This window comes from Pukyongia salina, assembly GCF_002966125.1.
In the GTDB taxonomy this organism is placed as follows: domain Bacteria; phylum Bacteroidota; class Bacteroidia; order Flavobacteriales; family Flavobacteriaceae; genus Pukyongia; species Pukyongia salina.
The window spans coordinates 707,656-723,022 of sequence record NZ_CP027062.1 but is presented as its reverse complement, the minus strand read 5'-3'; the positions used below and the strand labels follow the sequence as shown (position 1 = coordinate 723,022).

The following is a 15,367-nucleotide window of genomic DNA, read 5'->3' as shown; positions in this document are numbered from 1 at the left end:
AAATTCGTCTTAAATGTTAAAATTGATCCCTTGAGCAAACCGCTTCAACATGTATACCTGTCTTTAGGCAGTAATATGGGCAATAAGTTTGAATATTTGCAGCAAGCGGTGAATTCTATTTTCGAAGAAATAGGGGCCATAGAAAAGATCTCATCGGTATTTAAAACTCCCGCGTTGGGATTTGAAGGTGACGATTTTCTAAATTGTGCTCTCCGTGTAAAAACAAATATGTCGCCCAACAAGCTCCTTGAAGCCGTACTTAGGATAGAAAAATCTCAGGGGCGGGAACGAAACTCATCTTCAAATTATTCATCCCGGCCTATCGATATCGACATCCTGTTTGTGGAAGACCTTGTGAAAAAAACCAAGAAGCTCTGCATACCCCATCCCCAATTACACAATAGACGTTTTGTTTTGCAGCCCATGGCCGAATTGAACCCCACTTTCGAGCATCCGTCACTAAAAAAGAATATGATCAGGCTTTTGGCAGAAACCGAAGATAAGAGTGTGATCGAGAAACAATCGAAATGGCTTCGAAACCCTAAACAGGACTACGACCTGGCCAAATACAATTATATTGCCATAGAAGGAAATATAGGAGTTGGGAAGACAAGCCTGGCATCGAAACTGGCAGAAGATTTCAACGCAAAACTCATCCTCGAACGATTTCAGGAGAACCCTTTCCTGCCAAAATTCTATGAAGATCCGTCTCGCTATGCATTTCCCTTGGAAATGTCTTTCCTGGCAGACCGCTACCAGCAGCTATTGGAGGATATCACGCAATTCGATCTGTTCAAGGATTGTGTGGTGGCAGATTATGATGTCTATAAATCCCTCATTTTTGCCAAGGTCACCCTGGCTGAAGAAGAATTCAGTTTGTACAAAAAACTATTCCACATCATGCACAAAGAATTGCCCAAGCCCGATGTTTATGTATATCTGTATCAGAAAACAGATCGTTTACTCGATAATATAAAGAAACGTGGTCGCAGCTATGAAAAGAGCATCAAAGAAGAGTATTTGAAAAAGATCCACGATGGATATTTCGAATTCATAAAATCCCAGCACGACAGTAATATCCGCATTATAGATATATCCGAAAAAGATTTTGTGCGGAACCGAAAGGATTATCTGGGTATCATTAAAGAAATGCTCGGTTAAAAGTTAGCTGTGGATTTTCGAGAAAAGATCCCAGATCACCACCCCCGCGCTAACTGCGATATTGAGTGAATGTTTGGTTCCATACTGTGGGATCTCTACCACCGTATCACAGGCCGATACCACATCCTGCTGTACGCCCTTTACTTCATTACCAAAGATCACCGCATAAGTCTCTCCGGCTTTTACTTCAAGTTCGTTAAGCAGTACCGCGTCCTCTGCCTGTTCGATCGCGATAACTTTTATTTCTTCCTGCTGAAGTTCCTTCACCAGATCCAGGGTGTTTTTCCGGTATTCCCAGTTTACACTCTCTGTTGCTCCCAATGCGGTTTTTTGAATATCCTTATGCGGAGGGGTGGCGGTTATTCCGCAGAGGTAGATCTTCCTTATCAAAAATGCATCGGAAGTTCGAAATACCGATCCAATATTGTTTAAGCTCCTAATATTATCCAGAATGATAATAATGGGCGACTTCTCCGCTTGCTTATACTGGTGGGGTGATAATCTGTTGAGTTCGCTATTCTTTAATTTACGGTGTTTCATAAGTTGAGGTCAAAGGTACTTTTTTTAAACTTTTTTGTTAATAAAACGGAATAAAAGGGGAGGGATAAATTTTTCAGGCCAAAGCGATTTATATATTTTTATAAGTTCAGCAGTAGATGTGAATATGGCGAAGAAAGTCACACCATTAATGGGTCAATATAACGGCATCAAGGCGAAATATCCCGATGCCTTGCTATTGTTTCGTGTGGGCGATTTCTACGAGACCTTTGGAGAAGATGCTGTAAAGGCTGCCGGGATATTGAATATCACTCTCACTGCCAGGAACAATGGTGGTGATATGACCGAACTGGCCGGATTTCCACATCATTCGTTACATACCTATCTGCCAAAGTTAGTGATGGCCGGTTGCAGGGTTGCCATTTGCGATCAGTTGGAAGACCCAAAACAAACCAAGAAGATCGTGAAACGCGGGGTTACCGAGCTGGTTACTCCGGGGGTGGCATTTAATGATGATATCCTCCAAAGTAAATCTAATAATTTCCTGGCTGCAGTGTACTTCGGAAATATATCGATTGGAGTTTCCTTTCTGGACGTTTCCACTGGTGAATTTTTAACTTCTGAAGGGAATTCGGAGTATGTAGATAAGCTACTTCAGAATTTCAAACCTTCCGAAATACTTTTCAGCAAACAAAAACGACGTCAGTTCAGTGAAACTTTCGGAGATAACTTTCACACTTTTTATTTAGAAGACTGGGTTTTTCAGCAAGACTATGCCCGGGAAACACTTCAGAAACAATTCGGAACTGCCAGCCTGAAAGGGTTTGGAGTGGAGGAGCTTGAAAGTGGAATTATCGCTGCTGGAGCCGCTTTGCATTATCTGGGTGAGACCCGACACGATAAACTGGGGCATATTACCAAGATTAACCGTATTGCCGAAGATGCCTATGTTTGGATGGATAAGTTCACCATCCGTAACCTGGAGCTATATCATTCGCATCAGGAGAATGCAGTAACTCTGCTGGATGTAATCGATAAGACCATTTCTCCAATGGGAGGAAGGATGATAAAGCGGTGGCTCGCCTTGCCGTTGAAGGATCAGGAGAAGATCATGGAGCGGCATGAAGTGGTAAGCTTTTTAATAGATCATCCCGAAATTTTGGATAAATTTCAGATGCATACCAAGCGCATTGGGGATCTGGAACGGCTGGTTTCTAAGACCGCAACCGCGAAGATTAATCCGAGGGAAGTGATACAACTCAAGAACTCTCTGGAGGCTGTTGTCGCGGTCAAGGCCTTGGCAATTCATTCAGAAAATAATGCTCTAAAACTTATAGGGGAACAGCTTAATGATTGTCCGGCGCTACGTGAAAAAATTAAGGAGACCTTGTTCGAAGAGGCGCCCGTAAATATTTTAAAGGGAAATGTTATTGCGGCGGGAGTTTCTACCGAGCTTGACGAATTGCGGTCTATAGCCACTGGAGGAAAAGATTACCTGGATGCAATGTTAGAGAGGGAAGCTGCCAGAACGGGGATCGGTAGCCTGAAGATCGCGTCCAACAATGTGTTTGGTTATTATATTGAGGTAAGGAATACCCATAAGGACAAGGTGCCTGAAGATTGGATTAGGAAGCAAACCCTGGTAAGTGCAGAGCGCTACATTACAGAAGAGCTAAAGGAGTACGAGGCCAAGATCCTTGGGGCTGAAGAAAAGATCCTTTTGCTGGAGCAGCAGTTATTTCAGAATTTACTGGATTGGATGCAACAATTTATAGGGACCGTGCAGCATACTGCCGGCCTTATCGCCAGGCTGGATTGTCTGTCTTCTTTTGCTACCCAGGCAAAATTGCACAACTATACCCGACCGCTGCTGGACGAAAGTTTCGATCTCGACATAAAAGATGGTCGGCATCCTGTGATCGAGCAGCAACTCCCTCCGGATTCGCCGTTTATTGCTAATGACGTTTTCTTAGACCGTGACAACCAGCAGATCATCATGATCACCGGGCCCAATATGAGTGGTAAATCGGCTATACTGCGCCAAACCGCCCTCATCGTGTTGCTGGCACAGATGGGAAGTTTTGTTCCGGCCGCTGCTGTGCGGATGGGTTGTGTGGATAAGATATTTACCAGGGTAGGGGCCAGCGATAATATTTCGATGGGGGAGTCTACCTTTATGGTTGAAATGAATGAAACCGCCAGTATCCTTAATAATATTTCTGAAAGAAGCCTGGTGCTTCTGGATGAGATTGGGCGGGGGACGAGTACGTACGACGGGATATCGATAGCCTGGGCGATAAGTGAATATTTACATGAACATCCATCCAGGGCAAAAACGCTATTCGCAACCCATTATCACGAATTAAATGAAATGACCGAAACCTTCGAGCGTATAAAGAATTATAATGTTTCGGTAAAAGAGTTGAAGGATAATGTATTATTTCTTCGGAAGTTGGTACCGGGAGGGTCGCATCATAGCTTCGGAATTCATGTGGCCAAAATGGCCGGTATGCCTCAACAGGTGCTACACCGGGCCAACCGAATGTTGAAAAGGCTGGAGAAATCACATGCCTCTGAAGAACTAACGGATGAGATCCGTAAAGTTTCCAAAGAGGAAATGCAGTTAAGTTTCTTTAAGCTTGACGATCCGCTACTGGAAGAATTGCGTGAAGAGATCCTCGATATAGATATAGACACGCTTACCCCGGTGGAAGCCTTAATGAAACTCAATGAGATCAAGCGGATGTTACAACGGAATGCTTCGATGCGGTCTAAGAAATAAATTTTTTGAAAAGGCTTTTGTTTTGTGTCAAAAGTTTTAAATTTGCCTCCGCTTAACTCGTTAAGTACGTTCTTATAATTCGCGAAAATAGCTCAGTTGGTAGAGCGCCACCTTGCCAAGGTGGAGGTCGCGGGTTCGAATCCCGTTTTTCGCTCAAGGAGCCGAATATTTTCGGCTTTTTAAGTCTGATGCAGAAGTGGTGGAATTGGTAGACACGTTGGACTTAAAATCCAATGGGCAGCAATGCCCGTGCGGGTTCAAGTCCCGCCTTCTGTACCAATACATAAAAACCGGATCGAAAGATTCGGTTTTTTTATTCCGAAACCTGAAGTAAGCTTGCTTACTGAATGGTTGAGGAATAAAAAAAGTGATCCGCCTTATGGCGGATTTGGTTTTAATGTTGACTTTGTAGAAGTTGGGACTCAGCGGAGCTAATTCCCGCTGGATTGGTCTTTAATGGTTGAGGAATAAAAAAATTGATCCGCCTTATGGCGGATTTGGTTTTAATGTTGACTTTGTAGAAGTTGGGACTCAGCGGAGCTAATTCCCGCTGGATTGGTCTTTAATGGTTGAGGAATAAAAAAATTGATCCGCCATATGGCGGATTTGGTTTTGCTGTTGACTTTGTAGAAGTGGGGACTCAGCGGAGCTAATTCCCGCTGGAATCATCTTGAATGGTTAAGGAATAAAAAAATTGATCCGCCATATGGCGGATTTGGTTTTAATGTTGACTTTGTAGAAGTGGGGACTCAGCGGAGCTAATTCCCGCTGGATTGGTCTTTAATGGTTGAGGAATAAAAAAATTGATCCGCCTTATGGCGGATTTGGTTTTGCTGTTGACTTTGTAGAAGTGGGGACTCAGCGGAGCTAATTCCCGCTGGATTCGTCTTTAAAGGTTGAGGAATAAAAAAAGTGATCCGCCATATGGCGGATTTGGTTTTGCTGTTGACTTTGTAGAAGTTGGGACTCAGCGGAGCTAATTCCCGCTGGATTGGTCTTTAAAGGTTGAGGAATAAAAAAATTGATCCGCCTTATGGCGGATTTTGTTTTGCTGTTGACTTTGTATAAGTTGGGACTCAGCGGAGCTAATTCCCGCTGGTTAATATTACAGGTTGTCGCTAAAGATATTATTGATCTCTTCGTCCACTTCCTCTTTTAGGTCAACACCCGGAGTTTCACGTTTCCCTATCCGATATGAAATATAAATTAGGAAGAATAGTATAGGGAGGATAACCGGTAGCGAATACCAGAAATCGAACTCATCTATATATTGGATCTTATAATTTATCACCCCCGATAATTGGAAAAGAAACATGGTTAAAGGAATGAGTATAGCATATTTCCACCAGTTCCTGGAAGTTAGAAACCAGACAGTCGTTAATAAGATAAAAGTAAGTTTGGTAAAGAGGGCGTGCATATAAGATTGTACACTCCCAAAGCCACCAGATTTTATAGTTCCCAACCACGTATGCCATTCACTGGCTTCTGCCGGGGCATTCTTATAAAAATAAAAAAGGAAGGGTGTTGCCACCAGCAATGCAGACAGCAACACCCCTTTTATGATGCGTCTTTTTTTATCCGTTTGGTGGAACTTCGTATTTGTCTTTGTCGATTTGTTGTTCATCTCCGGCGATCGATTCTGGGGTACAGCTAGCAGTTAATACAAGTCCGAGTACAGCTAAAATAAACATTAATTTCTTCATAGGGATATATTTTAAAGGTTAATTACAAAGCAAACCTATGAAGAACATTCTAAAATTAACTATGGCATAATAATTAAGATAATGATACATTTGTAGGTTATATCTTACTTTTATCATCGACGAAAAGCAAATATATCCGATTAACTACCCAATTACCTATTGGGAAGTAGAGTGCAAAGAACATCGCCATACCCAAGGCAAAGGTATGAGTACCAAAGCATTGCTCCAGGATGTTATCTGGGTAGATATAGGAAGTTCCTAAAGTGTATCCTCCAAACTCAAGAATTGCCATGGCTACCAGACCGTACGCGTATTGTGTAAAGATCGAATATCCCCTTAAAAGAATAGAGATGGGCACCATATATAATATATAGGTACTAATTACCTGCCACCAGAACGTAAATTTGGCGATCTCCAGCCATTGACCCACATGATGCATCAATAATCCCCAAAGGAAGTAGACGATCACATAAATAAGGAGTCGTTTTCGTTCGACCGATTTAAGCTTCTCTACTATTTTATTCAATATCATAATATCAAATGTAATGATATCATTCTATAGGCACAATTAGAATTTATCCTTATAATTTATAAGCGTAAATACGTATATAAACGATAAAAAATGTCGTTTGTCGACAAAGTATTTCTGTTAAAGTTAATTATTTTCAATGCATTTCATCGATAAAAATTAGCATAATATCGAAAATCATAGCATTTGAGCGATGAATTTTACTGGTGGTCGGAAATTTCGTTAAAATTTTAACATCATCCTATTATCTTTGAACAACTTTGATTTACCCCAAATCATGGCTAACCATCAAATCAGATAAGACATATTAATTTAATTATATACAGTACTAACTTATAGTGTATTGCTTATGGAAATTTTTACATATTCCTCATTACTTCATAATCCAAAAAAAGCCAGATTCGTATTTACGTGTCTTTTAATATTTGGGTTTTTAACCATCAACAATAATATCACTGCGCAGGATTTCGATTCTGATTCTGTACTCGATTCAGCCGATCTGGATGATGACAATGATGGTATACTGGATACGGAAGAAGGATGCTTTGATTTCGTTTTTCCCGAAGATTTTTTCGTTCCCTTATATCATGCCAACATTGTAAATTCCGATTACAATAGGATTTTTGTTTCTGGGCAATTCGCCGATCCTAACGGGACGAGCGATATTTGTGCATTTACCGAATTACTACCAGGAGGAGCAATCACTGATACAGGAGGTACTGGTAGTCCAAGTTGTGACGACGGAGGTTCCACAAACTGGCCTGCTTATACTGGTACGAATATTAAGTTAGTTGGAGCAGATGGAAGTGATCCACAATACGCCTTATTAACAACAACAAATCTATATGTCTGGGGAAATACAGGAGAATTACTTCCTCCATCTATTGTGTCTACACCAGGTTGGCAGACTGTTAATCTTCCTGTGGGCATAACTCCAGCAGATGTGATAGATATGACATCCGGTGCTGGAATCCTGGCATTGTTAACTACCGGAGGATCTGTATATACCATAGGTTCAGACGAACAATCCGGATCTGGAAATATTTTAGGTGCAAATGGAAACCCGGCGGATGCCAATGGATGGACACGCGTACAATACGATCCTGTTGGGCCTCCTCCTATCACTAATCTTGTAAATGTTATCGACATTGATATTACCCATGAAGCGGCTTTTGTTGTCCTTAGCAACAATGAATGGTATACCTGGGGAGATTCCACATTTGATGGTGTGGGTGGAGCTGCCACGAGCTCCAATGTGGCCATCAATTTAGCGCGTCCTGGAGCCTTTGGGCCAACAGATTTTCCTCAACAAATTGAAATGACAGCTGGAGATGGTAATAATGCTACTTATTTTGCTTTACACCCTTCCAACGGAATGATTTACTCTCTAGGTGGGAATAACCAAGGTCAGGCCGGTGTTAGTGCTGGTGCCGATGTAACCAGTTGGGGAAATGTTGAGATTTCTGCAGGTAATCCGCTTACGAACGTAGAATTCATTGGTTGTAACTCATACAACAGAGATAATCCTTCCGGTTCTGCGATTACCTTGAACGGTGGTCTACGCGAAATTTATATGTGGGGTACAAACGATACGCAAACGCTTTCAAGTGGATTGTCAAATCCACAAAACTTTGCCGCTGTACCGTCCTATGATAACGCAACCTATACCAACATAAATGCGCCTGGAACTATTGGGCCAGAAGACAGAAATCCTTTCAGGGTGGGAACCGGAGGACACTTGTCCATATACTATGATACCTATCAGCAAAACTATGCGTTTGTTGGGCACAATACAGACGGAGCATTTGGAGCGTCTGTTGCAAATCCAGGACTAATTTCTATAAGTCCGATAAATCCAAATTTAGTACCCCCGGCAAGGGATTCGGATATGGATGGATTCCCAGATTGTTTGGATACCGATAGTGACAACGATGGATGTTCCGATGCAGACGAAGCATATAACGATCTAAATGCCGATCCTGATGACGATGGTCATTACGGGGTAGGAGATCCACCGTCTGTGAATCCTGATGGAACCGTGGTCGGAGCACCTTACGGAATTGGCGATACCGCTGCCACTGTGGTTACTACAGCGGGAACGGATACAGATTCGGATGGTCTAGCAAATTTCTGCGACCCAGACGACGACAACGACGGTAACCCCGATAGCACAGACCCTAATCCAACCACACCGACGGCGAATAATGATTCAGGTAATGCTGTGATCAATACACCCACTACGATCGATATAATCTCAAACGATGATTATTATGCTAATGGAGACCCCAATTCAACAGGGACGATTACCATTACCGATACTGGTGCAGGTACCGCGGGAGGAGCGATCAGCTTTGATCCTGCGACAGGTGAATTAACCTATACTCCGCTACCTACAGAAGGAGGTTCATCTGTTACGGTTGTTTATGAAGTATGTAATGATATAGCACCCGCAGGTCCAGGTCCCGAAGATGCGTGTTCGCAGGCAACGGTTACCATTAACGTAATTGGAGATACGGACGGTGATGGTGTCACCGATGATGTAGATCCAGATCCGAACGATCCTTGTGATCCTACTCAGGCTCCCGGATATACCGGATACGACCCCACTAATCCGATCTGGCAGGCAGCCGATTGTGATGAAGATGGAGTAACAAATGGACAGGAATTCACAGATGGAACCGACCCCTATGATCCATGTGACTATCTAACCGCTAGCCAGGTTATAGCAAATGTTGGACCTACATGGAACAATGCAGATTGTGATGGTGACGGTGTAACCAATGGTGACGAAATTATTGGAGGTACAGATCCTCAGGATCAATGTAGCTACAATCCATTACTTGTAACACTTCCGCCTTCCGCTGCGTGGCAACTAGCCGATTGTGATGGCGATGGGGTTGTAAACGGTCAAGAAGTTAATGACGGAACAGATCCTCTGGATCCATGCGATTATACAGATGGAAATCAAACCGTAGCTGTTTCCCCTGCTTGGAATGCCTTAGACTGTGATGGCGATGGAGTTACCAACGGCCAGGAAGTCACAGATGGCACCAACCCTCAGGACCCGTGTGATTACGATCCCGCTACTCAGAATACTGTGGTAACGGTAACCCCTGCCTGGGAGGCCCTGGATTGTGATGGCGATGGAGTGACCAACGGACAAGAACTTATAGATGGTACCGATCCTCAGGACGAATGTAGCCTGATGGCATCCAGCCAGAATACTACACCTACAGCTGCCTGGAATGCCGGCGACTGTGATGGTGATGGTGTAACCAACGGTGATGAGATTATCGATGGAACCGATCCAACCGATCCATGTGACTTTATGCTAAGCAGCCAGTCGTTACCAACGACACCTGCCTGGGAGGCTCTGGATTGTGATGGCGATGGTGTGACCAACGGACAAGAGATCATTGATGGAACAGATCCATTGGATGAATGTGATCTAGTTGCCGCCAACCAGAATACTACCCCTACCGGAGCTTGGGATGCTGGTGATTGTGATGGCGATGGAGTTACCAACGGCCAGGAGATCATCGATGGAACCGATCCAACCGATCCTTGTGATTACGATCCCGCTACTCAGAATACTGTGGTAACGGTAACCCCTGCCTGGGAGGCCCTGGATTGTGATGGCGATGGAGTGACCAACGGACAAGAACTTATAGATGGTACCGATCCTCAGGACGAATGTAGCCTGATGGCATCCAGCCAGAATACTACACCTACAGCTGCCTGGAATGCCGGCGACTGTGATGGTGATGGTGTAACCAACGGTGATGAGATTATCGATGGAACCGATCCAACCGATCCATGTGACTTTATGCTAAGTAGCCAGTCGTTACCAACGACACCTGCCTGGGAGGCTCTGGATTGTGATGGCGATGGTGTGACCAACGGACAAGAGATCATTGATGGAACAGATCCATTGGATGAATGTGATCTAGTTGCCGCCAACCAGAATACTACCCCTACCGGAGCTTGGGATGCTGGTGATTGTGATGGCGATGGAGTTACCAACGGCCAGGAGATCATCGATGGAACCGATCCAACCGATCCTTGTGATTACGATCCCGCTACTCAGAATACTGTGGTAACGGTAACCCCTGCCTGGGAGGCCCTGGATTGTGATGGCGATGGAGTGACCAACGGACAAGAACTTATAGATGGTACCGATCCTCAGGACGAATGTAGCCTGATGGCATCCAGCCAGAATACTACACCTACAGCTGCCTGGAATGCCGGCGACTGTGATGGTGATGGTGTAACCAACGGTGATGAGATCATCGATGGTACAGATCCTACAGATCCATGTGACTTTATGCTAAGCAGCCAGTCGTTACCAACGACACCTGCCTGGGAGGCATTGGATTGTGATGGCGATGGTGTAACTAACGGTGATGAGATCATTGATGGAACAGATCCATTGGATCCTTGTGATCTAGTTGCCGCCAACCAGAATACTACCCCTACCGGGGCTTGGGATGCTGGTGATTGTGATGGCGATGGAGTTACCAACGGCCAGGAGATCATCGATGGAACCGATCCAACCGATCCTTGTGATTACGATCCTGCTACTCAGAATACTGTGGTAACGGTAACTCCTGCCTGGGAGGCCCTTGATTGTGATGGCGATGGAGTGACCAACGGACAAGAACTTATAGATGGTACCGATCCTCAGGACGAATGTAGCCTGATGGCATCCAGCCAGAATACTACACCTACAGCTGCCTGGAATGCCGGCGACTGTGATGGTGATGGTGTAACCAATGGTGATGAGATCATCGATGGTACAGATCCTACAGATCCATGTGACTTTATGCTAAGCAGCCAGTCGTTACCAACGACACCTGCCTGGGAGGCATTGGATTGTGATGGCGATGGAGTGACCAATGGACAAGAGATCATTGATGGAACAGATCCATTGGATCCTTGTGATTTAGTTGCCGCCAACCAGAATACTACCCCTACCGGGGCTTGGGATACCGGTGATTGTGATGGCGATGGAGTTACCAACGGCCAGGAGATCATCGATGGAACCGATCCAACCGATCCTTGTGATTACGATCCTGCTACTCAGAATACTGTGGTAACGGTAACCCCTGCCTGGGAGGCCCTGGATTGTGATGGCGATGGAGTGACCAACGGACAAGAACTTATAGATGGTACCGATCCTCAGGACGAATGTAGCCTGATGGCATCCAGCCAGAATACTACACCTACAGCTGCCTGGAATGCCGGCGACTGTGATGGTGATGGTGTTACCAATGGTGATGAGATCATCGATGGTACAGATCCTACAGATCCATGTGACTTTATGCTAAGCAGCCAGTCGTTACCAACGACACCTGCCTGGGAGGCTCTGGATTGTGATGGCGATGGTGTGACCAACGGACAAGAGATCATTGATGGAACAGATCCATTGGATGAATGTGATCTAGTTGCTGCCAACCAGAATACTACCCCTACCGGAGCTTGGGATGCTGGTGATTGTGATGGCGATGGCGTTACCAACGGCCAGGAGATCATCGATGGAACCGATCCAACCGATCCTTGTGATTACGATCCTGCTACTCAGAATACTGTGGTAACGGTAACCCCTGCCTGGGAGGCCCTGGATTGTGATGGCGATGGAGTGACCAACGGACAAGAACTTATAGATGGTACCGATCCTCAGGACGAATGTAGCCTGATGGCATCCAGCCAGAATACTACACCTACAGCTGCCTGGAATGCCGGCGACTGTGATGGTGATGGTGTCACCAATGGTGATGAGATCATCGATGGTACAGATCCTACAGATCCATGTGACTTTATGCTAAGTAGCCAGTCGTTACCAACGACACCTGCCTGGGAGGCTCTGGATTGTGATGGCGATGGTGTAACTAACGGTGATGAGATCGCCGACGGAACAGACCCATTGGATGAATGTGATCTTGTGTATACAAGTCAGACCGTTCCACCAAGTGCTGCTTGGGATGCCGGAGATTGTGATGGCGATGGAGTGACAAACGGTGATGAAGTGACCGATGGAACAGATCCAGTTGATCCTTGTGATTTTGTACTGGCAAATCAAACGCTACCACCAAGCACTGCTTGGGAAGCCCTGGATTGTGACGGTGATGGTGTAACTAATGGAGACGAAATAATAGATGGAACAGACCCTCTTGATGAATGTGATCTTGTGTTCACTAGTCAGAGTGTTCCACCAAGTGCGGCTTGGATAGCTGGCGACTGTGATGGTGATGGTGTCACCAATGGTGATGAGATTATCGATGGTACAGATCCTACAGATCCATGTGACTTTATGCAAAGCAGCCAGACCGTACCTACGACTCCTGCCTGGGAGGCATTGGATTGTGATGGCGATGGTGTAACTAACGGTGATGAGATCGCCGACGGAACAGACCCATTGGATGAATGTGATCTTGTGTATACAAGTCAGACCGTTCCGCCAAGTGCTGCTTGGGATGCCGGAGATTGTGATGGCGATGGAGTGACCAACGGTGATGAAGTGACCGATGGAACAGATCCTGTTGATCCTTGTGATTTTGTACTGGCAAATCAAACGCTACCACCGAGCACTGCTTGGGAAGCCCTGGATTGTGACGGTGATGGTGTAACTAATGGAGACGAAATAATAGATGGAACCGACCCTCTTGATGAGTGTGATCTTGTGTTCACTAGTCAGAGTGTTCCACCAAGTGCCGCTTGGATAGCTGGCGACTGTGACGGTGATGGTGTAACCAACGGTGATGAGGTCATCGATGGTACAGATCCTACAGATCCATGTGACTTTATGCAAAGCAGCCAGACCGTACCAACGACACCTGCCTGGGAGGCATTGGATTGTGATGGGGATGGAGTAACGAACGGACAAGAGATCATTGATGGAACAGACCCGCTTGATTTCTGTGATCTTGTTGTGGCTAATCAAACAGTACCTCCTACCCAGGCATGGATAGATGCCGATTGTGATGGAGATGGAGTGACCAACGGTGATGAAGTAATAGACGGTACAGATCCAGTTGATCCGTGTGATTTTGTACTGGCAAGTCAGACGCTACCTCCAACACAAACTTGGTTAGATCTTGATTGTGATGGCGATGGAGTTACCAATGGAGATGAAGTAAATGACGGTACCGATCCACTGGATGAATGTGATCTGATATTTACCAGCCAAAGCGTACCGCCGAGTGCCGCCTGGATAGCCGGTGATTGTGATGGGGACGGTGTGACAAACGGTGATGAAATTATAGATGGAACAGATCCGGTAGATCCATGTGACTTTATGCTTGAAAATGCAACTGTGCCACAAACCATGGCATGGGAAGCATTAGATTGTGATGGCGACGGGGTTACCAATGGAGACGAATTAATAGATGGAACAGATCCATTAGACGAATGTGATCTTATATATACAAGCCAAACAGTACCTCCAAGTGCTGCATGGGATGCCGGCGATTGTGATGGGGACGGAGTCACCAATGGTGATGAAGTAGCCAATGGAACAGATCCTGTTGATCCATGTGAGTTTGTACTGGCAAGTCAGACTCTTCCTCCAAGTCAGCAATGGCTGGATACAGATTGTGATGGGGATGGAGTAACTAATGGTGACGAGTTGAATGATGGAACAGATCCACTCGATCCATGTGATCTGGATTGGATGAGCCAGACAGTAGATCCTAGTCCGCAATGGCTGGCTGCAGACTGTGATGGCGATGGTGTAACTAACGGACAAGAGGTGATTGATGGAACAGATCCGGTTGATCCTTGTGATTATGATCCATTAAGCCAGGATCTGGCAACTACCAGTATCGAATGGGATAATCTAGATTGTGACGGTGATGGAGTGACCAACCGCGATGAGGTCAATGATGGAACAGATCCTTTAGATCTATGTGATTTTGTTCTTGCAAGTCAGACTTTAGATCCTAGCCAGGAGTGGCTGGATGCAGATTGTGATGATGATGGATTAAGCAATGGTGATGAGGTAACTATAGGAACCGATCCTCTTAATCCGGATACCGATGGTGACGGGGTGATAGACGGTGATGAAGTGAATGATGGAACCGATCCTCTGGACCTGTGTGACTTTATATATGCGAGTGTGACCTTCCCTCCAAGTGTGGAATGGCTGGAGACAGATTGTGATGGTGACGGTGTATTAAACGGTCAGGAAGTTGTAGATGGAACAGACCCAACAGATCCATGCGATTTCAACGTGGAAAGTCAGGATCTTACTATTGTGACTCCCGAATGGCTGGAATTAGATTGTGATAATGACGGAATTGCTAATGGGGATGAGTTAGGAGATGATAATGACAACGGAATTGTTGACTATATCGAACCAAACAATGGCAACCCGAATTCTGAAGATAATCTAGATGTATTCGACATCATGACTCCTAATGGAGACGGATTAAATGATGTCTTCGTGATTAGAGGTATTCACAGATATCCAAATAATACGCTGGAGATATTTAATCGCTGGGGTGTTAAAGTATATGGAGTAGAAGGCTACGGTCAGGATGATAAATTCTTCCGAGGTATTTCGGAAGGAAGAGTTACCATCGATCAAGGTGAACGATTACCGGTTGGAACTTATTATTATGTTCTTACCTATGTGAACGACGCTGGACAGACCAAGCAGCTGGCAGGACCATTATACATAAACAGAAGATAAAATTA

7 protein-coding genes and 2 tRNA genes are annotated in these 15,367 nt (G+C 45.0%); 5 read left to right on the top strand and 4 right to left on the bottom strand.

The window, feature by feature from the left end; translation table 11 throughout:
* Window positions 1-30: 30 nt before the first annotated feature.
* Window positions 31-1,161, top strand: a complete 1,131-nt coding sequence (gene folK, locus C5O00_RS03280; protein ID WP_105214914.1) for a 2-amino-4-hydroxy-6-hydroxymethyldihydropteridine diphosphokinase — start codon at window positions 31-33, stop codon at window positions 1,159-1,161.
* A gap of 3 nt (window positions 1,162-1,164) precedes the next feature.
* Here folK and C5O00_RS03275 read toward each other — a convergent pair whose 3' ends face one another.
* On the bottom strand, window positions 1,165-1,701 hold the full coding sequence (locus C5O00_RS03275) for an RNA methyltransferase (protein ID WP_105214912.1): 537 nt from the start codon (window positions 1,699-1,701) through the stop codon (window positions 1,165-1,167).
* A 124-nt stretch (window positions 1,702-1,825) separates the two neighbouring features.
* Between C5O00_RS03275 and mutS the strand changes: the two genes are divergently transcribed.
* The 3 genes from mutS (at window position 1,826) to C5O00_RS03260 (ending at window position 4,720) form a co-directional block, all read left to right on the top strand.
* Window positions 1,826-4,441 carry a DNA mismatch repair protein MutS gene (gene mutS, locus C5O00_RS03270; protein ID WP_105217554.1) on the top strand — a complete coding sequence of 872 codons (2,616 nt, stop codon included), beginning with the start codon at window positions 1,826-1,828 and terminating at the stop codon, window positions 4,439-4,441.
* An 81-nt stretch (window positions 4,442-4,522) separates the two neighbouring features.
* Window positions 4,523-4,595: transfer RNA gene (locus tag C5O00_RS03265), tRNA-Gly, on the top strand.
* Between the two features lie 36 nt (window positions 4,596-4,631).
* Window positions 4,632-4,720, top strand: a tRNA-Leu gene (locus tag C5O00_RS03260).
* A gap of 826 nt (window positions 4,721-5,546) precedes the next feature.
* Here the strand turns inward: C5O00_RS03260 and C5O00_RS03255 are convergent.
* From C5O00_RS03255 to C5O00_RS03250, 3 genes are all read right to left on the bottom strand, one after another.
* The gene (locus C5O00_RS03255) at window positions 5,547-6,065 is read right to left on the bottom strand and encodes a hypothetical protein (RefSeq protein WP_158676769.1); all 519 of its coding nucleotides are present in this window, start codon (window positions 6,063-6,065) and stop codon (window positions 5,547-5,549) included.
* Entirely contained in the window at window positions 6,016-6,144 is a 129-nt protein-coding gene (locus C5O00_RS14655; RefSeq protein WP_262502246.1) for a hypothetical protein, read from the bottom strand. The genes C5O00_RS03255 and C5O00_RS14655 overlap by 50 nt, the downstream gene beginning before the upstream one ends.
* Window positions 6,145-6,241: 97 nt before the next feature.
* Entirely contained in the window at window positions 6,242-6,676 is a 435-nt protein-coding gene (locus tag C5O00_RS03250; RefSeq protein ID WP_105214907.1) for a hypothetical protein, read from the bottom strand.
* A gap of 346 nt (window positions 6,677-7,022) precedes the next feature.
* Between C5O00_RS03250 and C5O00_RS03245 the strand changes: the two genes are divergently transcribed.
* On the top strand, window positions 7,023-15,362 hold the full coding sequence (locus C5O00_RS03245; protein WP_105214905.1) for a T9SS type B sorting domain-containing protein: 8,340 nt from the start codon (window positions 7,023-7,025) through the stop codon (window positions 15,360-15,362).
* Window positions 15,363-15,367 lie beyond the last annotated feature (5 nt).